Annotated in this window: 18 protein-coding genes; 8 read left to right on the top strand and 10 right to left on the bottom strand. The window is 70.5% G+C overall.

Annotation, left to right across the window (positions count from 1 at the left end; genetic code table 11):
* Positions 1-61: 61 nt before the first annotated feature.
* The gene (locus tag O7629_RS11555; RefSeq protein WP_278169115.1) at positions 62-607 is read right to left on the bottom strand and encodes an NUDIX hydrolase; all 546 of its coding nucleotides are present in this window, start codon (positions 605-607) and stop codon (positions 62-64) included.
* Positions 604-1743 carry an NAD(P)-binding domain-containing protein gene (locus O7629_RS11560; protein WP_278169117.1) on the bottom strand — a complete coding sequence of 380 codons (1140 nt, stop codon included), beginning with the start codon at positions 1741-1743 and terminating at the stop codon, positions 604-606. Before O7629_RS11560 ends, O7629_RS11555 begins: the two co-directional genes overlap by 4 nt.
* A gap of 169 nt (positions 1744-1912) precedes the next feature.
* On the opposite strand from O7629_RS11560, the gene O7629_RS11565 reads away from it, so the two are divergent.
* Entirely contained in the window at positions 1913-3286 is a 1374-nt protein-coding gene (locus tag O7629_RS11565; protein WP_278169119.1) for a helix-turn-helix transcriptional regulator, read from the top strand.
* Positions 3287-3415: 129 nt separating this feature from the next.
* On the opposite strand, the gene O7629_RS11570 is transcribed toward O7629_RS11565, so the two are convergent.
* Together O7629_RS11570 and O7629_RS11575 are read right to left on the bottom strand one after the other, a co-directional pair.
* Positions 3416-3598, bottom strand: coding sequence for a DUF397 domain-containing protein (locus O7629_RS11570; RefSeq protein ID WP_278169122.1), 183 nt, complete (start codon positions 3596-3598; stop codon positions 3416-3418).
* Complete coding sequence (locus O7629_RS11575; protein WP_278169123.1) at positions 3588-4475, bottom strand: helix-turn-helix transcriptional regulator; 888 nt, start codon at positions 4473-4475, stop codon at positions 3588-3590. Before O7629_RS11575 ends, O7629_RS11570 begins: the two co-directional genes overlap by 11 nt.
* A 456-nt stretch (positions 4476-4931) precedes the next feature.
* On the opposite strand from O7629_RS11575, the gene O7629_RS11580 reads away from it, so the two are divergent.
* Positions 4932-5213, top strand: coding sequence for a flavin reductase (locus O7629_RS11580; protein WP_278169124.1), 282 nt, complete (start codon positions 4932-4934; stop codon positions 5211-5213).
* Here the strand turns inward: O7629_RS11580 and O7629_RS11585 are convergent.
* The 4 genes from O7629_RS11585 to O7629_RS11600 form a co-directional block, all read right to left on the bottom strand.
* Positions 5176-8472 carry a tetratricopeptide repeat protein gene (locus O7629_RS11585; protein ID WP_278169125.1) on the bottom strand — a complete coding sequence of 1099 codons (3297 nt, stop codon included), beginning with the start codon at positions 8470-8472 and terminating at the stop codon, positions 5176-5178. The genes O7629_RS11580 and O7629_RS11585 overlap by 38 nt on opposite strands.
* Entirely contained in the window at positions 8469-8894 is a 426-nt protein-coding gene (locus tag O7629_RS11590; RefSeq protein ID WP_278169126.1) for a hypothetical protein, read from the bottom strand. The genes O7629_RS11585 and O7629_RS11590 overlap by 4 nt, the downstream gene beginning before the upstream one ends.
* Before the next feature lie 229 nt (positions 8895-9123).
* Positions 9124-10704 carry a pentapeptide repeat-containing protein gene (locus tag O7629_RS11595; protein WP_278169127.1) on the bottom strand — a complete coding sequence of 527 codons (1581 nt, stop codon included), beginning with the start codon at positions 10702-10704 and terminating at the stop codon, positions 9124-9126.
* Between the two features lie 111 nt (positions 10705-10815).
* A complete protein-coding gene (locus O7629_RS11600) occupies positions 10816-12030 on the bottom strand; it encodes a PP2C family protein-serine/threonine phosphatase (RefSeq protein ID WP_278169128.1) in 1215 nt (404 codons plus the stop codon).
* Between the two features lie 74 nt (positions 12031-12104).
* On the opposite strand from O7629_RS11600, the gene O7629_RS11605 reads away from it, so the two are divergent.
* Both O7629_RS11605 and O7629_RS11610 read left to right on the top strand, forming a co-directional pair.
* Positions 12105-12494 carry a DUF1304 domain-containing protein gene (locus tag O7629_RS11605; protein WP_278169129.1) on the top strand — a complete coding sequence of 130 codons (390 nt, stop codon included), beginning with the start codon at positions 12105-12107 and terminating at the stop codon, positions 12492-12494.
* A 276-nt stretch (positions 12495-12770) separates the two neighbouring features.
* Positions 12771-13595 (top strand): poly-gamma-glutamate hydrolase family protein, encoded by an 825-nt coding sequence (locus O7629_RS11610; protein ID WP_278169130.1) that lies wholly within the window; start codon positions 12771-12773, stop codon positions 13593-13595.
* Positions 13596-13626: 31 nt separating this feature from the next.
* Here the strand turns inward: O7629_RS11610 and O7629_RS11615 are convergent, their stop codons facing one another.
* Positions 13627-15057 carry an MFS transporter gene (locus O7629_RS11615; RefSeq protein ID WP_278169131.1) on the bottom strand — a complete coding sequence of 477 codons (1431 nt, stop codon included), beginning with the start codon at positions 15055-15057 and terminating at the stop codon, positions 13627-13629.
* Between the two features lie 18 nt (positions 15058-15075).
* Positions 15076-16011, bottom strand: a complete 936-nt coding sequence (locus O7629_RS11620) for a glycerophosphodiester phosphodiesterase (RefSeq protein WP_278169132.1) — start codon at positions 16009-16011, stop codon at positions 15076-15078.
* Here O7629_RS11620 and O7629_RS11625 point away from each other — a divergent pair.
* From O7629_RS11625 to O7629_RS33630, 4 genes are all read left to right on the top strand, one after another.
* Entirely contained in the window at positions 15995-17362 is a 1368-nt protein-coding gene (locus tag O7629_RS11625; RefSeq protein ID WP_278169133.1) for an Hsp70 family protein, read from the top strand. The two genes, O7629_RS11620 and O7629_RS11625, sit on opposite strands and share 17 nt — an antisense overlap.
* 14 nt (positions 17363-17376) lie before the next feature.
* Positions 17377-18201 (top strand): pentapeptide repeat-containing protein, encoded by an 825-nt coding sequence (locus tag O7629_RS11630; protein ID WP_278169134.1) that lies wholly within the window; start codon positions 17377-17379, stop codon positions 18199-18201.
* Between the two features lie 99 nt (positions 18202-18300).
* The gene (locus tag O7629_RS11635; RefSeq protein WP_278169135.1) at positions 18301-18744 is read left to right on the top strand and encodes a hypothetical protein; all 444 of its coding nucleotides are present in this window, start codon (positions 18301-18303) and stop codon (positions 18742-18744) included.
* A complete protein-coding gene (locus O7629_RS33630) occupies positions 18741-20132 on the top strand; it encodes a DCC1-like thiol-disulfide oxidoreductase family protein (RefSeq protein WP_347403668.1) in 1392 nt (463 codons plus the stop codon). Before O7629_RS11635 ends, O7629_RS33630 begins: the two co-directional genes overlap by 4 nt.
* Positions 20133-20146 lie beyond the last annotated feature (14 nt).

Here is a 20146-nt window from a genome sequence, read left to right on the forward strand (position 1 = left end):
TCTGCCAGATGCCGCCGTGCCCGGCCCGTACGACAGGCCGGGCACGGCGGGATTCGCTCGATCAGTACGGGTTGTCGACTGCCGCGATCCGCTCGGCCAAAACGGCGGGGGTGATCTCGGTGGCGGGCAGCCACGCGTAGTCGTGAACCTCCTCGGCCTGCAACGTTACGTCCCGGGCGGTGGTGGTGAAGGCGTAGCGCAGGTCGAAGTGCTGGTGGTCGGGTTCGCCCTTGGCTGGGTTGGCCGGGATCGGGTGGACGTCAATGTCGATCGGCGTCTCGTCGAGCAGAGTCAGGGCCGTGGTGTTGATGCCGGTTTCCTCGGCGACCTCGCGCAGCGCGGCCCCGACCAGGGTGGTGTCGTCGGGTTCGAGGTGCCCGCCGGGGCGCAGCCAGGTGTTGAGCGCGTTGTGCCGGATGTGTAGCACCCGCCGGTCCGCGTCGAGGACGAGCGCCGAGCAGGTGACGTGTCCGGTGAACGTCGCGCGGGAGGTCAGGTCGCCGGGCTCGCGTAGGGCGGCGGTCAGTGGGGCGAGCCGGCCGGCCTCGTCGGAATGACGGTCGAGATAGACGGTGACGGTCGCGGCGATGTGGTCGGCGCCGATCATCGGTGTGCCCCCGGAGGGTTGAAGTGGGCCAGCCAGATTTCGGCGATGCGCCGCCGGTCGGCCTCGGGCACCTCATGGTAGCCAGGCTCGACCTCGCCGCTGGCGCACCGAGCGGCAGCGGCCAGGATCTCGGCCTGTACCAGGAAGATGAACGCTCCGACCGAGGCGCCGTGCAGGAAGTTGACCGCGTTGCCGCTGGCGAGGAGGTAGAAGTAGTGCCCGATGGTGGTGTAGCGGATGACGTGCTCGGCAACCACGCTTTGCTCGTACACCCCGGTCAGGGTGTCGAGTTCGAGCTCGTCCTCGCTGGAGGTGACCGATGCCAGGTAGGCGCCGTTGGCCAGGCCGGTGAAGTCCTCGCCGCGCAGCGCCAGGTTGCCAGTGGCGCACATCACCATTCCCGCCGTCGCCAGCGCCGCCGGGCGGCTGGCCGCGACATGGAAGCCTTGCGCGAGGGCTTGCGTGGCGCGCACCGGGTCGGCGTCGTAGACGGTGACCCGCACACCCTTGGCGTGCAGGGTGCGGGCGATGCTGGAGCCCAGCTTGCCGAAGCCGACGACGGTCGCGGCCCGACCGGGGAGAATGTCCCCGCGCGAGCGCATCAGCGCCTCGGTGGAGAACACGATGGACTGACCGACCAGGTGATCCTCGGACTGCTTGAGCGGGCTGCGTGCCACCGAGTAGACCGCACACGGCGGCTTGCCCAGTTCGAGGTATCGGCGATGGCCGTTCTCGGTGTCCTCTACCACGCCGAGGATCCGACCGGAGAACCGGTCGCACAGCTCGGCCAGCACCGGAGCGAAGTATCCGCCCACGTCGAGCAGTACCACCGCCTGGCCGGCGGCGCGCTGTTCCAGGTAGGCGCACGCGGCATCCGGGTCGGTGAACCGGTCTCGGGACAGCTCATCGACCGAGTAGGCCAAGCCCACCGTACGGGCTGCGGCGCGGTGCACGCTCTTGGGTTTGGGCAGCACCCCAGCCACCGGCGTGATCCGGTCGACCGCGCGGATGAACGGCGGCCGGTCCGCCAGCAGATGCGTGATCACCAGCGAGCGGGTGTCGGCACCCACCGGGTTGCCTGTGTGGGTGACGGCGCGGAAGTAGCGGTCCAGGCGGGCGGTCTCAAAGGTCTCCACGGGAGGGACTCCTAACAGACGGGCGAGCACGGCGAGAGCGTCTTGGCGGCGCGGTGTCCGCCACCGGTCTGACACTTAGCGTCATCATTGGGTGCCGGGTTGTGAACACCTGCGGTGTTGCGGCAACATCGGCAGCGACAAATCCGCTTGGCACCCGATGGTGGTGGCGATGGAGGCTGGCGACGCCGTCCGGCAGGTTTTCGGTATGGCGCTGCGCCAGCTGCGCACCGAGGCTGGCCTGTCGCTGCGGGCACTCGGCCAGGCCACGCACTACGACTACAGCCGCATCAGCCGCGTCGAACGCGGCGAACACCTCATCGACGCGCAGTACGTGCCCGCCCTTGACGCCGCCCTCGGCACGGGTGGGCTGCTCGCCCTGCTGCACTCGCTGAACCCCGACGCCGAAACCGTCCGGGCGACAGGTCGGTTGACCCTGCCGACCGTTGGGCTACACGTCGATGATGGCGATAGCGTGACCTTACAGCTGCAGACACCGGACGGAAGGACCGTACGAGTGAGCCTGTCCCGACGCGACCTCGGCAAGCTCCTCGCCGGCGGTGCGCTGCGCGCGGTCGTGCCTGCCGGCGTCGCTGACGTCGACGCCGCCGAGCGGGTGTCGAAGGTGCTGCGTGCGCCCCGCCGGGTCGATCCCCAGGTGCTCGACTACTTCCACACCTTGCTGGAGCAGCACTTCACCGCCGACAAGATGCTCGGCTCCCGCCAGCTGCTCGGCCCGGTCCTGGCGCAGATCCAGGTCCTCGACGAGCTGCGCCGCCACACCCGCCCCGGCACGACCGAGCCGACGCTGCGGCTGCTCGCGCAGTACGCCGAGTTCGCCGGCTGGCTGCACCAGGACGCTGGCGACACCGCCGCTGCGATGCGGTGGTCGGACCGGGCCAGCGAATGGGCTCATGCCGTCGGCGACTACCAGATGGTCGCCTACATGCTCATCCGCAAGTCCAACATCGCGCTGGCCGACGCCGACCCGGTGGGCGTCGTGGACCTGGCTGCCGCCGCGCGCAAGGTACCCGGCCCGGTCAGCCCCAAGCTGCACGCTCTGGCCGCGCAGCAGGAGGCCCGCGGCTGGGCGCTGTGCCGCGACGCCGACACCTTCCAAGATCGCCTCAGCTTGGCCGCTGAGCTCCTACGCGCGCATCCCGACGACGTCAACGAGGACGCGCCGGTTTACCTGCACCATTACAACCTGGCCACCTTGGAGGAACAGTCCGCCTCCGGCTACCGCGCGTGCGGGCAGGCCGAGATCGCTGTGGCCATCCTGGAACGCCAGATCGCGGCAACACAGACGCACCTGCACCGCGACACCGGCCACCAGCTCGCCAAACTCGCCAACGCGGTGCTGGCAACAGCAGAGCCCGAACCCGAACGCGCCGCCGCACTCGGGCTGCGCTGCGTGGCGACCGCCCGCGACACCGGCTCGGCCCGCATCTCCGCTGAGCTGCATACCCTCGATCGCATCCTGACCCACCGCTGGCCCACCCTGCCTGCTGCGGTCGAGCTGCACGAAGCTCTGGCCTCCGCCTGACCGTTCATTACGGCTGCTCGCCTTCGCTGGCTGTACTCGCGGGCTGATCTAAGCGGTGTGAAGCCCTGGTCCGCCGCTGGGTGACAGCCGGCGGACCAGGGCTTTGTCGTTGGTCGGGAGTGGTGCGGGTCAGTGTGGGGTCTTCACCGTGTCGACGAAGTGCTGCCAGGCGGCGGCGTCGAAGGTGAGGACCGGGCCGGTCTGGTCCTTGCTGTCGCGGACTGCGACGCGGTACGGGTGGCCGGCCACCTCGACACAGTCGCCTTCGCCACCAGACCGGGTCGACTTACGCCAAACGCCGTCAGCCTTCATCGTCGTACTCCTTGGCGATCCTGGTGATGAACTCGGTCGATTCTAGCGGCGTCAGACACTGTTGCTTGAGCGAGGACCAGATGCCCTCGTAGGTCTCGATCTCGGTGGATTTGTCGAGGTAGACGGCACCGCAGGGGCCGTCGGAGTAGACGGTGGTCGGCTCGGGCGGGCGGACGCTGACCTTGGGGAAGGTAAGGATGGAGAAGGATCCTGTGCTTGTCCAGCGGGCGAGCCCAGCGGCGAGCGGGAGGACTCGGACGGTGACGTTGTGGCGTTGGATGGCGACGGCAGCGAGGTGACGCAGTTGGCGGGCCATCGCGGCGCGATCCTTGAGCGGGCGGCGCAGCGCCGGCTCGCCGATCACCACGTCGAGGTCGGGGGCCTGCGGGACGACGCGGGCGAGCAGTTTCTGCCGCTTGGACCGGACTTCGACCTTCGCCTGTAGGTCGGCCGGGCTGAGACCCGGGGTGTCGATGCTGATGATCTCGGTCATGTACTCCAGGGACTGGAGCAGGCCGGGGATGACGTTCGGCTCGTACTTGCGGATCGTGGAGGCGGCGGCTTCGAGGCCGACGTACAGCTTGAACCATTCTTTGATGGCGTGGTCGTAGCTGTGGTACCAGCCGCGTGACTTGGTCTCGCGGGCCAGGTCGCGCATCGTCTTGATCGTTTCTGCGGGTGCGCCGTAGAGCCGGCACATCGCCTCGGCGTCGTTCGGGTGGATCGGCACCTGGCCGCCCTCGTACCGCCAGATGCGCGGCGGTGACCATTCGAGTGCCTTGGCCGCTGCGGCGACCGTGACATGAGCATCTTCGCGAAGCTCTCTCAGATATCGACCCAGTTGCCTGCGGGGGACAGTGCTGCCGGCGTCGTCCACGAAACCCCGTCCTCTCGTGTCGCGTAATGGTGGGTGGATGTTGGGTCCGAACCTACCGGTGCGAGATTGCACTGAGCCAGATGGCGAATAAGCATGATGTGAAGGAAGAGTTCAGTGATCATGGGAAATGTGTTGTGAGAAGGGTTGACAGATGGGATCGAGGTCCACACGCGACGACCGGATACGGTTCGAGCCGCGACACGCCCGGAACTGGCGGCGACTCGGCCGGTACTGCCGCTGCGGAATACGCTGGCCCTGCCCCGACAAGTACATGCCGTCGACCATTGCGCCGTACCTGCACAACACGCCGGCACCGCGACCGAAACCGACGGATCGGCCGTCGAACCAGTCGCCGCAGTGGGACCGCGGCCCCCGATGGAACCACCCCACCGAGTACGTGTGGGTCGCCGGCCTGTTGACGCGTGGACAGCGCGCCCGAGTGAACGGGGCACACTGATGCACATCGCGTCCCGCCCCCACTGGAATTGCCGCGAGTGCGGTACGGAATGGCCGTGCGAAACCGCGAAGATCGAGATCACCGCCGACTGGGCCAACGACCGGATCGGGATGTGCGTCTACCTCGCCACCTTGATGTACGAGGCGATCGACGACCTGCTGGAATGCGACGCCGAGCAGCTCAGCCCACCGGACCTGTACCGCCGGTTCCTCCGCTGGCCCGACCAGATCGCCGAATCCGAGGCTATGGCTCGTCTGTCAACGCGTCGCGGCGAGCCCTGACCGCTGTTGCCTCGTCGCCGCGACCAAGCCCGTCGAGTACGTCCGCCAACGTCCCCAGCGCCCCGGCAAGATCACGTACGTACGCCATCGGGATTTGCTGGAATAGCTTCTCGTAACGCTCGACTGACTCGGTCGCGGCGGTCAGCGCCTCGGGCAGCTCGTACTGGTGGGCTGCCCGTACCCAGGCTTCGGTCCAGAGCGATCTGGCGAGGTCGGGTTCGTAGGCGGCGGGGTTGGCCTGGGCGAGCCGGCGGCGGATCGTGACGGCTTCGACTGTGGCGGTCAACGCTTCATCACGCCGACCCAGGTCCGACAGCCGGTTGCCGAGGTTGTTCAGCGACATGGCGAGGTCGGGTTCGTAGGCGGCGGGGTTGGCCTGGGCGAGCCGGCGGTAGATGTCGGCGGCTTCGACTGTGGCGGTCAACGCTTCATCACGCCGACCTGCCTCGGACAGTCGGATGCCGAGGTTGTTCAGTGACGTGGCGAGGTCGGGTTCGTAGGCGGCGGGGTTGGCCTGGGCGAGCCGGCGGCGGATCGTGACGGCTTCGACTGTGGCGGTCAACGCTTCATCACGCCGACCTGCCTCGGACAGTCGGATGCCGAGGTTGTTCAGCGATCTGGCGAGGTCGGGTTCGTAGGCGGCGGGGTTGGCCTGGGCGAGCCGGCGGCGGATCGTGACGGCTTCGACTGTGGCGGTCAACGCTTCATCACGCCGACCCAGGTCCGACAGCCGGTTGCCGAGGTTGTTCAGCGATCTGGCGAGGTCGGGTTCGTAGGCGGCGGGGTTGGCCTGGGCGAGCCGGCGGTAGATGTCGGCGGCTTCGACTGTGGCGGTCAACGCTTCATCACGCCGACCTGCCTCGGACAGTCGGATGCCGAGGTTGTTCAGTGACGTGGCGAGGTCGGGTTCGTAGGCGGCGGGGTTGGCCTGGGCGAGCCGGCGGCGGATCGTGACGGCTTCGACTGTGGCGGTCAACGCTTCATCACGCCGACCTGCCTCGGACAGTCGGATGCCGAGGTTGTTCAGTGACGTGGCGAGGTCGGGTTCGTAGGCGGCGGGGTTGGCCTGGGCGAGGCGGCGGCGGATCGTGACGGCTTCGACTGTGGCGGTCAACGCTTCATCACGCCGACCCAGGTCCGACAGCCGGTTGCCGAGGTTGTTCAGTGACGTGGCGAGGTCGGGTTCGTAGGCGGCGGGGTTGGCCTGGGCGAGGCGGCGGCGGATCGTGACGGCTTCGACTGTGGCGGTCAACGCTTCATCACGCCGACCCAGGTCCGACAGCCGGATGCCGAGGTTGTTCAGCGACGTGGCGAGGTCGGGTTCGTAGGCGGCGGGGTTGGCCTGGGCGAGCCGGCGGCGGATCGTGACGGCTTCGACTGTGGCGGTCAACGCTTCATCACGCCGACCCAGGTTCGACAGGTCGACGGAGAGGTTGTTCAGCGACATGGCGAGGTCGGGTTCGTAGGCGGCGGGGTTGGCCTGGGCGAGCCGGCGGTAGATGTCGGCGGCTTCGACTGTGGCGGTCAACGCTTCATCACGCCGACCCAGGTCCGACAGCCGGATGCCGAGGTTGTTCAGCGACATGGCGAGGTCGGGTTCGTAGGCGGCGGGGTTGGCCTGGGCGAGCCGGCGGTAGATGTCGGCGGCTTCGACTGTGGCGGTCAACGCTTCATCACGCCGACCTGCCTCCGACAACCAGTTACTGAGCGTGACGAGCAACCACGCCCGCGTCGGCTCGTCTGCGGTACCGAGCCGATGCGACGTAAGTCGTTTCGTGATAGCTGCCTTGGCGATGGCCAGGCCGACATGCTGTCCCTGTGGCAGATGCGGCTCGATCGCTTCCAACACTGCGATGTCGAGCGCTTCAACGTCCGCGATGCGGGCCAGGACGGTGCCGCCAGCGGCTACTGCCAACTCGGGGCGCTCACGCAACAGCGGAGAGAGAATCCGAGACGCGACATGCGGCCAGCGGATCGCGGTCTCGACCAACATCGTCAACGCCGCTGCCGACCAGGGGGGCTGACCAGCGCCGTCCGGGTCGGTGCCGGTGATCAGCCGGGTGATCGCCGTACTGGACCATGGATCGGCAGGGGAGCCGGCCACCCCGTGGCCGGGAAGCCGCAGCGCGATGAAGTCCTCGCCGAGCCGGTCCGGATACAGCGGCTCCAGCGCCTTGTCCGGCTCGGTCGGCGGATAGCAGACGGCGTGGTCAGTCAGGACCTGGCCGGCAGCGTCCGGCGCGCACACTCCGGCCGTAGTCAAGGCGGCCAGGCCGTCGTCGTAGTCGAGCGGCCGGGTCAGCGTCGCCGTGCAGACCGCACGGCTCAGCACTTGCGGGGTCGTGACGAAGCTGGCCTGCTGCTCGTGCAGCTTGTGCCAGTGGTCGACCTCGCGGCGCAGCAGGTAGGCCGACAGGTCCCGATCGCCGGTCGGCGCTGGCCGCTGGCGCGCGGCGGCGTCGACTGCGACCAGCGCCGCCATGTGAATCACCAGGATCTGCCGGTACGCGTCCCCGGTTACCAGATCGGCCGGTGGCCGGATTGATGTGTCGTCGATTCCGTACGCGTAGGCGAACCGGTCGGCTGCCTCGGTGAAGATCCGCTGCCGGTTCGCCGGGCTGTCGGCGGCCGGGGTCAGCGCCGTGACGTCGGCTGCGTACCCGAGAGTCGTCAGGTCGTGCTGCAACGGCCACAGGGTCGACTCCGGTCGGGCGAGCAGCAACAGCCGAGTTGGCACACCCTGGCGCAGCAGCCGGTCCTTGAACATGTCCCGCAGGTCTTCGGCGGGCCAGCGTTCGGCGTAGTCGACGATCACCAGCAGGCCACGCCCGGTTACCTCGGTTGCCTCAGGCGGGTCGTCGGCGGCGAGCTGGCTGCGGTGCCGGGCGACCGCCACCGGCCAACCGGCGGCGACGCTGTCCGCCCCGAACTGGGCCGCGAGCCGCGTCTTGCCCTGCCCGCCCGGCCCGTGCAGCAGCCGCACCGCCACGCCGCGCGCCGGGTCATCGCGCCAGGCGGCCAACTCGGCGCGGTCGGCGTCGCGCAGGGCGGTGAACGGCACCACCTGGTTGTTGGCGGCGAGCAACATGCTTGGCTGGTCAACCAACCTACGCGGGTCCGGTGGCTGCTGCGGCTGCCACTGCTCCACCCGGTACGCCGGCCGTTGCTCATAGATGGTGATGTGCTGGTCACCAGCGGCCTGGAACACCTGCCCGTGGCCGCTGGCCCCGCCGCGCAGATGGATGTCAGGAAGGGTCACTTCTCGGTGATGTGCTGGTCGCGGGCGGCCTGGTAGACGCGGGCGTTGTCCCGCGCGGTGGCAGTCATCGTGATGCCGCCGACCTGCTGCTGGTCGGCGGGCGGCAGCAGGGGAGTGAGGGTGTCGTCGAGGAGGCGGCGCAGCTCGGCGGCGAACGCCGGATCCTGGCGGATCAGCCGCTGCAGTTTGCGCTGCCAGTCGTCGACCAGGCCCCGCTCGGCGTCAGTGTCACCGTCGCGGCGAGCGGCCATGACCTCCTCGCGTACCTCGGCCAGCTCGGCGGCGACGGCGTCGGCCTGCTGCGGGCGTACCCGCCGCCACAGCGCGACCGCCCCGTCACGAGCCTTCTCCCACGCGTCCGTCGCGATCGCCTGGATCAACGCGGCACCGGTCGCCGCCGCGATCGGGTCGATGTCCACCATGCCCACCACTCCGTCCGTCCGAGGTGGCAACCACAGTAGACCCGTACCGCCAGCCAGTCGGACCGCCGCACTGTCGGATCCGTTACAACCGGGTGGCGACGACCGGATCGGGATGCGCGCCTACCTCGCTACCTGATGCCGAGGAGGCAATCGAGAACATGATTACCTGAGGAGGAGCCGCTCAGCCTGCCGAATCACCACCGGTTCCTCCGCAGTGCTGACCGCATCCTCACTGCTGGGGCGGCGGTCCGCCACCTATCGCATCGCGACCGGGCCTAACCTCTACCGTCGGTTTAGGTCCGGGATCAATTTCGGGTTTTTCGCTAACCGGAGTGCCTTCCAGGCGTCGCGTTGCTGGATCAACTCTCCAACCCGCGGGCCAGGCGTCCTTATCGCGATCGCCGCCCCCGACAATAGCAGAGTCGAAGGACGGATTCTGCGCAAACGTTGTTCCGCCGAACCATGCGTCGCCGGTAAACGTCGCTTCGCTGAAGCTGGCGTCGCCGGTAAACGTCGCTCCACCGAACCAGGCAGGGCCAGTGAATGTCGTGCGACCGAACCCGACCTTGCGGGTGAAATTTGCACTGCCGAACCAGGCGGGGCCTGTGAACGTCGCGCGGTCGAACCATGTGTTGCCGGTGAACGCTACTCCGCTAAACGCGGCGTCGCCGGTGAACGTCGCGCGGTCGAACCATGCCTCGCCGGTGAACGTCGCGCGGTCGAACGATGCCTCGCCGGTGAACGTTGCTCCACTGAACCGCGCGGGACCGGTGAACGTTGCTCCACTGAACCGCGCGGGACCGGTGAACGTTGCTCCACTGAACCGCGCGGGACCGGTGAACGTTGCTCCACTGAACCGCGCGCTACGCAAATTGCAGTCGGTGAAATCGGGATCGAGAAGAGTTGCTTCGGTTAAATCGATCGAGACGTTGTGCCAGTGCATCGGGTTGAGTGTTCCGTCTGCCGATTTAGGTCGCAGATGCCGGGCGAGAATACGTTGTGCCGCCAGCCGTACCTGGCGTTCCTCGCGTGGATCAGGTTGGCCGGTCGCGTCCGCAGTTCCGTTCGCGGACCCTTCGCTGCTGCCCGTCACGCTCTCGGAGCCGTCCTTCACTTGATCGTTCTTCCTAGATGTGCTGTACGGCATGCGCAGGTATGCGCAGATAATCTCGACCATGTTCTGCCGGTGTACCGGGTTGTCCTGGGCGAGGCGTTCCAGGGCGTACAGGCCGGCCAGGCGTACCGGTGCCTTGTCGGAGCCGAGCTGCTCGGCGGCCTTGACGTACAGCTCGGTGACCCGTTTCTCGCCCGCGTCGTACTCGGTGGCCTGCTGGGTCCGTTCGGTGACCTGCTGGCGGCGTAACGCCAGCAGCAGCGCGGCGGCGGCACCGGCACCCGCGCCGACCGACAGGCCGGTGCGGATCGTCTCCACCCGCAGCTGCGCCGCCTCCAGCGGCGTCCCGATACCGGCGGGGACGGTGGCCTGCAGACCCCACACCGCCGCCCAGGTGATGCCGGCGACAACCAGTGCGCCGACCAGGATCATCCAGGTCGGCAGCGGACGCAGTGGACGCTGCGGCGGTACGGGTGCCGCCGACGATTCGCCCGTCAGCCGCGACCGCCGCCACAGCACCCCGCCGACGGCCAGCCCGGTCACCCCGACCACGGCGAGCAGCAGCACCAGCCAGTGGCCGACGATCAGCCGGCCCAGCGTCGGCCACAGCCGACCGGGGAGCAGCAGGACGGCGGCTGCGAGCAGGGCCGCCATACCCGCTACTGCCGGCGTCGCCGCCTTCCAGTGCTTGATCACCTGTGTGTCCCACCGTCCGCCCAAAGCCATCCGCCGCCGGGCAACCACAGTAGATCCGTACCGCCAGAAGGGTCGGACCGGCGCGGTGTCGGATGCCTTACGGCGGAGGTGTCACAGCGGGGTGGGCAGGACGCGGACGGCGGCGGTGCGGGACCATTCGGCCAGCAGCAGAGTGGCGTCGTCGTCGGGTGGGCCGCCCCGGTGCTCGGCGACGGCGCGGGCCAGCCGCCGTACCGCCTCGGGTGCCGGCAGCCCGGTCGCGGCCTGCCGTTCGGCGAAGTCGACCAGGCGGGGCAGGCCGAACGGGTCACCGGCGCGGGACCCGGCCTCCGGCACGCCGTCGGTGAACAGCAGCAGCTGGTCGCCGGGTTCGAGGATCTCCTCGCCGACGCGGGCGGCGGTGTCGGGGATGCCCAGCGGTAGCCGGCGGCCGGCGCGCAGCTCCCGGACCATTTTGCCGCCGCGCAGCAGCAGCGGCCGGGGATGCCCGGCGTTGACGTAGCGCAGCAGCCCGGTCTCCAGGTCCAGGTCGGCGAGGAACGCGGTGACGAACCGGGCGTCGGTGAACTGGTCGGTCAGCGCCGCGTCGGCGGTGCGGCCCTGGGTGACCAGGTCGTGCCCGCAGCGGCGGGCCGACCGGACGGCGGCGATCACCGTGGTGCAGGCCAGGCCGGCTTTCAGGCTGTGCCCGACCGCGTCGAAGATCGCCAGGAATGCGTGGTCGCCGTCGATGGCGTAGTCGAAGCCGTCGCCGCCGACGTCGTAGCAGGGTTCCAGGACGGCGCTGACGGTGATCCGCCCCGTGGCGGCGGTCAGCGGCGGCAGCACCTGCGACAGCAGTTCCCCGGCGACGGTCGCCGGCCGGGACCGGCCGACCAGCCGCAGATGGTCGCCTTTCGGCCGGGTGACGGTGATCAGGTGCCCGACCAGTCCGGCGACGGTCTCGCAGCGGCGGCGGGTGTGTGGGCCGTCGGCGTCGGCCGGGTCGTCGAAGACGTACTCGATGACGCCGAGCCGGTCGGTGCCGTCGACCATCGGGATCCACCACGCGGGCGCGTTCAGCGCCGGGATCGACTCGACCAGGGTGAAGGCCCGCCCGGCGACGGACCCTTCGACCGGTTGCGGCTGCGGGTCGGGCCGGCCCGGCACCGGTACGGGCCGCAGCGTGTGCTGCTCCTCGTCGGCCAGGTAGATGGTGGCGTGCACGCCGAGAGTGGCCATCACGTCGGCGAACGCGCCGCCCAGCTCGTCGGGCTGGAACAGGTGGGAGCGCAGCAGCACGTCGCTGAGCGCGTCGAGCCACTGTCGTTCCGGCGTGCGTTCCATGGCCGCCACCCTACGGCGTGGCCGGTCCGGTAGATTGCGTCGGTCGGTACACGACTCGTGGGAGCGGGGACACCGTGGTCGTCGCAGGTCTGGTCCTCGCCGGTACGGCGGCGCTGATCCACGGCTACATCTTCTACCTCGAATCGGTGGTGTGGACCGCACCGCGTACCCGTGCGGTGTTCGGAGTTCGCAGCGAGCAGGACGCGCTCACCACCCGGGCCCTCGCCTTCAACCAGGGCTTCTACAACCTGTTCCTGGCCGTCGCGGTCGTCGCCGGCATCGTCGTGGTCGCGGCCGGGGCGACCGTCGTCGGCGCGACGCTGGTGTTCACCGGCACCGGCACGATGGTCGCGGCAAGCCTGGTCCTGGTGCTCTCCCGGCCGGCGATGCTGCGCGCCGCGCTCATCCAGGGGCTGCCGCCGCTGCTGGGCGTGGTCGCCCTGGCGGTCGGGCTCGCCGGCTGACCGGTCCGGCTCACCGTCTGAGCCACTCCGTACGGCAAGGCCAGTCGGTGACCGGTGGTCTGCGACCGATGTCGGGTCACGAACACCGGAAGTGTCACTGATCCGACGATTCTTCGGCGCAAATGGCACCGTACCGCTGCATTTTTCAGCCGGACAGGGCCTGCGCGGACGGAAACCCGGTCGGCAAATGGTTCGCGGCGCTGCCGGCGGCCGTGACACGGTGTGCCTCGCCCGACACCGGAGGGCGAACCGCAACCACACCTGAGGAGACACGTCGTGAACACCAGCAGAAGGACGGTCCTCGGCCTGCTCGCCACCGCGGCGGTCGCCGGACCCCTGGCGACGCTGCCGGCCACCCCGGCGGCCGCCGCCGACATCTACACCTCGAACACCGACCTGTACTCGGATCCGAACCTGGCCGAAGGGGTCGACTACGCCCGCCGCTACCGCCGGCATCCGCTGCTCGACAACTCCGACGCCACCGCGACGCCGTTTCCGCGTACCGCGATCATCGCCCCACACGGCGGCGGCATCGAAGGCGGCACGTCGGAGCTGTGCCTGGCGATCGCCGGCTACCACCCGGCGAACCTGGCGGCGACCCCACCGGCCGGCCCGACGTACGACTACTGGATGTTCGAGGGCATCCGCTCGTCAGGCAACAGCGAACTGCACGTCACCGCCAGCCACTGCGACGACGTCCCGGCGTTGTCGGTGGCGGCCGGCGCGCTGAACGTCGTCACCCTGCACGGCTGCACCCCGGGCACCGCCGGGCTGCCGTCGAACGCGCAGGCCGTCGCCGTCGGCGGACGCAACGCGGCGTTCCGGGCCGCGCTGATCACCGCCTACACCGCGGCCGGGATCAGCGCGTTCGACGCCACCGGTATCCCGGCGATCGCCGGCACGTCGACCGACAACATCGTCAACCGGACGCTGCTCGGCATGGGCGCCCAGCTGGAGCTGACCACTCCGCTGCGGGCGGCGATGTTCGGCACCAACACCCGTTCCCAGCGCAAGAACACCACCAACACGCTGTTCTGGGACTTCGTGGCGGCCACCCGCACCGCCATCACGCAGATCGAAGCGACGCAGCCGATCCTGTGACGCCACCGCGACACCCCGCCCCGCACCCGGGTCACAGCACCCGGGGCGGGGTGTTGCCGGCGGCGACGATCGCCCGGCGCATCGGCACCGCCAGCAGCAGCACGAACCCGACCACAAAGAAGATCAACAACGAGACCAGACCGACCCGGTACGAATTCGTCAGCTGGAACACCAGCCCGAACGCCAACGGCCCCAACCAGCTGGTGCCCTTGTCGCTGATCTCGTAGAAGCCGTAGTACTCGCCTTCCTTACCGGCCGGGATCAGCTGGCTGAACAGTGACCGGCTCAACGCCTGAGAGCCGCCGAGCACCAGCCCGATCGCCGCGCCGAGCGCCATGAACTGCGCCGGCGCCTCGGCCGGCAGCCGGAACGCCGCCACGATCACCCCGGTCCACAGCACCAGGCTGCCCAGCACCGTCTTCCACGCGCCGATGCGCTGGGCGACCGCCCCGAGCAGCAGCGCCCCACCGAACGCCAGGAACTGCACCAGCAGGATCGTCACGATCAGCGTCGACTGGCCCAGCCGCAGCTCCTCGGTGCCGTACTGGCTGGCCAACGCGATCACCGTCTGGATGCCGTCGTTGTAGACCAGGAACGCCAGCAGGAAGAACAACGTCAACGGGTACGTTTTCAGCCCGCGCACCGTACGGCCCAGCTGTTTGAACCCGTCGGTGAGCACGTTGCCGCCCGGCCGGGCGTCGACCGCCGGATGTTCCCGCAGCCACGCCAGTGGCACCAGAGTGAACACCGCCCACCACACCCCGGCCGACACGATCGACCAGCGGGCCAGGTCCAGGGTGCGCTGCACGTCGCCGTCGACGCTGAACGACTGCACCACCACCAGGTTGACGGCCAGCAGCAGCCCACCGCCGAGGTAGCCGAGCGCCCAGCCCCGGCTCGAGATCCGGTCGCGGTCGTCGGGGCCGCCCAGTTGCGGCAGGAACGAGTTGTACACCACCACGCTGGCGCCGAACGCGATGTTGGCCAGGACGAACAACCCGCCGCCGAGCAGGTAGCGGTCCCCGGTGACGAACACCATCGCGACGGTCGCCCCGGCACCGAGCAACGCCGACACCGCCAGCAGCCGCTTCTTGTGCATCGACCGGTCGGCCAGCGCGCCCATCACCGGCAGCACCAGCACCGTCAACGCCACCGACAGCGACACCAGGTACGGGAAGTACGCCCCCGGCGCCACCTCGATACCCAGCGGGTACACCGACCCGGTGCACTCGTCGGCGTCGGCCGCGCAGCCGGCCGCCTGCTTGGTGACCGTGGTCAGGAACGGCCCCAGGAACACGGTGATGACGGTGGTGGAGAACGCCGACATCGCCCAGTCGTAGAAGTACCAGCCGGTGCGTTCCCGCCGGGTGCTCGACGGTGCGGCACCGGGCGGCGCCGCGGCGGGCGGTACGGGCGCGGGCCCGGTAGGTGGCCCGCTGGTTGGCTCGGTGGGGTCGGCCATCGGATCCTTCACTGTCGGTCAGCGGGCGGTACGGTCCGCGTCGACCCGCCGGTCGGGCGGCCAGTGGCCACGGGCGAGGTACACGTCACGCAACACCTCGACGTGATCGGTCATGATGCCATCCACCCCGAGGTCCAGTAACTCGTGCATCTGGGCGGGTTCGTCGATCGTCCAGACATGCACCTGCAACCCCAGCCGGTGGCAGTACGCCACGAACCGGGCGTCGACCACCCGTACCCGGTTGAACCGCACCGGCACCTGCGCGGCCACCACCGACGGCGGCAGCCGCAGCCGCCGGCCGGTCAACGACCCGACCCGCAGCCGGGTCACCGCCTGCATGCCCAGCGACGTCGCCACCCGACCGCCGGTCGACGTCCGCAGCCGGTGCAGCCGCCGGTCGGAGAACGACGCCAGCAGCACCCGGTCGGCGGCGGCGCACCGGTCGACCGCCGCCAGCGTCGGCTCCACCCCGCCGTCGGCCTTCACGTCGACGTTGAACCGCACCTGCGGCCAGCTGTCGAGCACATCGTCGAGACGCGGCACCACCGACGCGCCACCCACCCGCACCGTGGCCAGGTCCGCCCAGCGCAGCCGCGCGATGCTGCCCTTGTCGCCGGTCACCCGGTCCAGGGTCGGATCGTGGAACACCACCGCCACCTGATCGGCGGTGCCGTGCACGTCGGTCTCCACGTACCGGTAGCCGAGCCCGACGGCGCGGCCGAACGCCTCGGCGGTGTTCTCGTCACCGCGGGCCGCGCCGCCCCGGTGCGCGAACGCGATCGGAGCCGGCGAGTCCAGGTACGCGAACCGGTGCGACACGCAGCGCAGTATGCCCGCCGCCGGCAACCTGCGGGCGTACGGCAGGTTGCGCGACGCCGACCGGTCACCGGCCGGTGACCGGTGCGGGCCGCCGCGCCGCCGGCAGTAGGGTGCCCCCATGCGGGCACTCGGCATCGACTTCGGCACCTCGAACACGGTGGCGGTGGTACGCGGCGGCGACGGCCGGGTCCGGCCGCTGCTGTTCGACGGCACCCCGCTGCTGCCGTCGGCGGTGTACCGCGACGCCGACGGGCGGCTGCTCGTCGGCGCGGACGCGCACCGCCGGGCCCGCATCGACCCGTCCGGGTTCGAACCCAACCCGAAACGCCGCGTCGACGACGGCACGGTGCTGCTCGGCGACGCCGACGTTCCGGTACCGCAGCTGGTCGCCGCCCTGCTGCGGCACGTCGCCGCCGAGGCCCGCCGCCAACTCGGCGGCGTCGACGAGGTCCGGCTGACCCATCCGGTGCGGTGGGGGGAGCGGCGGCGGATGGTCCTCGTCCAGGCCGCGTACGCCGCCGGGCTGCCCCGCCCCACGCTGATCGCCGAACCGGTCGCCGCCGCCTCCTACTACACGTCGGCGCTGGGCGCGGCGGTACCGCCCGGCCGGGCGTTGGCCGTCTACGACCTGGGCGGCGGCACCTTCGACGCCGCCGTGGTCCGGCGCACCGCCACCGGGTTCGACGTGCTCGCCGAGCAGGGCCTGGCCGAACTCGGCGGCCTCGACTTCGACCAGGCGCTGGTCGAGCATCTCGGCGGCGTCTACTCACCCAGCCGCACGACCGTGTGGAACGGTCTGGTCGCGCCGTCCGACACCGGGTCGCGGCGGGCCCGCGCCCTGCTCTACGACGACGTCCGCGGCGCGAAGGAGATGCTGTCCCGTACGGTCAGCGCTGACGTGCACCTGCCGGCGTTGGACATCGCCGCCCACGTCACCCGCGACGAACTGGAGTCGCTGATCCGCGACCATTTGGCCCGTACCGTGACGTGTCTGGCGCAGACGGTCGCTGCCGCCGGGCTGGCCCCGGCTGACCTGGTCGGCGTGTTCCTGGTCGGCGGTTCCAGCCGGATCCCGCTCGCCGCGCAGCTGATCCACACCGAACTGGGGGTGGCACCGACCACCCTGGAGCAGCCGGAGACCGTCGTCGCCGACGGTGCGTTGCGGGTCGGTGCCGCCGCCCGCACCGGCCTGCCCGGCCCGCGTCCCCCGGCCCCGATGCCGCGTGTCGCCACCGCGCCGCCGCACATCGTCGGGACACCCGCGGCCGGGCCGACCTCGCCGGCCGCACCGCCGATGCCGCCACCGGCGTCACCGGCACCGTTCATGGCGCCGGCACCGGTGTCACCACACCTGATGCCGATGCCGGCGCAGCCGACGACGACGCCGGGCCGTCCCTGGTACGACGAACACGGCCCGGTCCTGGTGGCCGCGCTGGCCACCATGGTCGGCATCGCCGTCGTCGTCATGGTCGTGCTGCTGCTGTGACTCTGAGGACACCGATGACGAACCCCTCCGACGGGCAGCCGGCGCTACGCGCCGACTGCGCACGCTGCGCCGCGCTGTGCTGCACCGCGCCGGCGTTCGCCGCCTCCGCCGACTTCGCCATCGACAAACCCGCCGGCCGGCCATGCCCGAACCTGCACGCCGACTTCCGCTGCGGTATCCACCGTGACCTGCGACGCCGAGGCTTCGCCGGCTGCACCACGTACGACTGCTTCGGCGCCGGGCAGCAGACCGTGCAGGTCACCTTCGGCGGCCGGGACTGGCGACAGCACCCGGACATCGCCGCCGACATGTTCGCGGTCTTCGCGGTGCAGCGCCAACTCCACGAAGCCCTGTGGCATCTCACCGAGGCAGCCGTCCGCTGCCCGGCCGGACCGCTGCGCGACGACCTGCGCGCCGTCGCCGACCACACCACCGCATTGACCGCCGCCGACCCGGCGGCGCTGCGCGGCCTGGACCTGCCCGGACACTGGCGGCAGGTGGCCGCGCTGCTGCGGCGGGCCAGCACCGCCCTGCGTCGCCGCCACGGCCGAACCGGCCGGGACCACAGCGGCGTGGACCTCGCCGGCCGGGACCTGCGTCAGCGGAACCTGCGGGGCGCGAACCTGCGCGGGGCGATCCTGATCGGCGCCGACCTGCGCGGGGTCGTCCTCGCCCAGGCCGACCTGGCCGGCGCCGACCTGCGCGGGGCCCGGCTCGACGGCGCCGACCTGACCGACGCGCTGTTCCTGACCCAGCCGCAGCTGGACTCCGCCGCCGGTAACCCCCGCACCCGGCTACCGTCGACGCTGACCCGCCCCGGCCACTGGCCAGCCCGGTGACGTACCCACCGCTTCCCTCGTACGCGCGGATCCGCTCCGGCGGCCGGGCAGACCGACACCCCGCCCGCGCGGCCCCGGCCGCTCCGGTACAGTGCGCCGGTGCAGACCGACACCCTGACGGCGACCGGCCGTCTGGTCCGTGCGTCGGCCACCGTCGTGGTGTTCGCACTGCTGACCGCAGGCACACTGTGGGGCACCGACGACCATTTCCCGTTTGGACCGTTCAGCATGTACGCCGGCGTCAACGGCCCGAACGACCCGGCGCCGGACACCCGGGTCGAAGGCGTCGACGCCACCGGACGGACCCTGGTGCTCAACGAACACAACGCCGGGGTACGCCGCGCCGAGGTGGAAGGACTCGAAGCGGCCTACGTCGACGACCCAAGACGGCTCGAACTGATCGCCGACAGCTACGCGCGGATGAACCCCGACGCGCCGCCGATCGTCCGGGTCACCGTGATCGTACGGCTCCACGAGATCCGCAACAGTTCCCTCACCGGGCAGTGGCACGACGAAACCCGCGCCGTCTGGCAGCGGCCGTGATCAGCCGCTGGTTGTTCGCCGCCGCCCCGCTCGGTCGGGTCGCCGCGCTGCGTACCGCCGCCTACCTGTTCATCGTGTTCGATCTGCTGGTCTACTCGTCGTGGGTGCGTACCCGCGGTGACGTGCCGGCCGACCTGTACGAGCCGCTGGCGTTCGCCCGTTTCCTGCACCTGCCGGCACCGACCGGTGTCGCCGTCGACCTCATCTGGTGGTCGTTGCTGCTACTGGCGCCGCTGGCGGCGACCGGCCGGTTCCCGCGGACACTCGGCTGGTCCGTGTTCACGTTCTACTTCGCGTGGATGGTCGTCGCGATGAGCTACGGCAAGGTCGACCACGACCGGTTCGCGTTCCTCGTCGCGCTCGCCGTGCTGCCCACCGTCGGCGCCGCCCGCCACGGCGACCACCGGCCCAGCCAGGCCGCCGGCTGGTCACTGCGGATGATCCAGATCGCCGTCGTCTGCACCTACTTCTTTTCCGCGTACGCGAAGATCCGCTTCGGCGGCTGGGGCTGGTTGACCGGCAGCGTCCTGGCCCGCGCGTTCCTGCGTCGCGGCTCGGAGCTCGCCGACCTGATCGCCGCCGCGCCGTACGCGCTGATCGCCGCCCAGATCGGCATCGTCGTGTTCGAGGCGCTCAGCCCGCTGGTCTTCCTGACCCGTGGGCGGCTGCGGTACGCGGTGATCGGCTTCTTCTACTCGTTCCATCTGCTGTCGTTCGCGACGATCTCCATCTCGTTCGCCCCGCACCTGGTGGCGATGGGCGCGTTCCTGCCGCTGGAAAGGGTCCGGCCGATCGTGTGGGCGCGGCGGCTGGCCGGCCGCCGCCGGGCCCCCGGCCCGGACCGCCCGGACGGTGACGGTGGCCACGATCGCGGGCCGGGCGGCGGCCCGGCGCGTCGGGCCGGCCCGACGCGTCGGCTGTGCGGGATCGGACACATCCGGTGGCACCGGCTGGCGCCGACGCGGGACAATGATCGTATGAGTGACGCCAGCGCACCCTCAGGCACCTTCGTCTACGACGGCGACTGCGCGTTCTGCACCATGTGCGTCCGGTTCATCGAACGTCGGGTGCCCAACGACGCCACCGTCGTGCCCTGGCAGTGGACCGACCTGGCCGCGCTGGGCCTGACCCGTGACCAGGCGGTGACCGCCGTGCAATGGGTGCCGGCCGACAAGAGCCGCTCCGCCGCCGGGCCGGCGGCGATCGCCGCGCTGCTGCGCACCAGCAACCCGCTGTGGCGGGCCGCCGGGGCCGTCCTCGGGCTGCGCCCGGTCACCGCCCTGGCCTGGCCGGTGTACCGGTGGATCGCCGACAACCGGCACCGGCTGCCCGGCGGTACCGCCGCCTGCGCCGTGCCGCCGGCGGCGGCACCGACCCCGACGCACTGACCCCGCCCCGCCGG

It is taken from the genome of Solwaraspora sp. WMMD792 (genome assembly GCF_029626105.1).
Lineage (GTDB): Bacteria > Actinomycetota > Actinomycetes > Mycobacteriales > Micromonosporaceae > Micromonospora_E.

What these genes read in the sequence shown, in the direction of transcription:
- O7629_RS11580 (WP_278169124.1), top strand. Translation starts at nt 4,932, where the DNA reads ATGCACATCGCGTCCCGCCCCCACTGGAATTGCCGCGAGTGCGGTACG.
- O7629_RS11630 (WP_278169134.1), top strand. Translation starts at nt 17,377, where the DNA reads ATGACGAACCCCTCCGACGGGCAGCCGGCGCTACGCGCCGACTGCGCA.
- O7629_RS11625 (WP_278169133.1), top strand. Translation starts at nt 15,995, where the DNA reads ATGCGGGCACTCGGCATCGACTTCGGCACCTCGAACACGGTGGCGGTG.
- O7629_RS11615 (WP_278169131.1), bottom strand. Translation starts at nt 15,057, where the DNA reads ATGGCCGACCCCACCGAGCCAACCAGCGGGCCACCTACCGGGCCCGCG.
- O7629_RS11620 (WP_278169132.1), bottom strand. Translation starts at nt 16,011, where the DNA reads ATGCCGAGTGCCCGCATGGGGGCACCCTACTGCCGGCGGCGCGGCGGC.
- O7629_RS11590 (WP_278169126.1), bottom strand. Translation starts at nt 8,894, where the DNA reads ATGGTGGACATCGACCCGATCGCGGCGGCGACCGGTGCCGCGTTGATC.
- O7629_RS11565 (WP_278169119.1), top strand. Translation starts at nt 1,913, where the DNA reads ATGGAGGCTGGCGACGCCGTCCGGCAGGTTTTCGGTATGGCGCTGCGC.
- O7629_RS11600 (WP_278169128.1), bottom strand. Translation starts at nt 12,030, where the DNA reads ATGGAACGCACGCCGGAACGACAGTGGCTCGACGCGCTCAGCGACGTG.
- O7629_RS11570 (WP_278169122.1), bottom strand. Translation starts at nt 3,598, where the DNA reads ATGAAGGCTGACGGCGTTTGGCGTAAGTCGACCCGGTCTGGTGGCGAA.
- O7629_RS11555 (WP_278169115.1), bottom strand. Translation starts at nt 607, where the DNA reads ATGATCGGCGCCGACCACATCGCCGCGACCGTCACCGTCTATCTCGAC.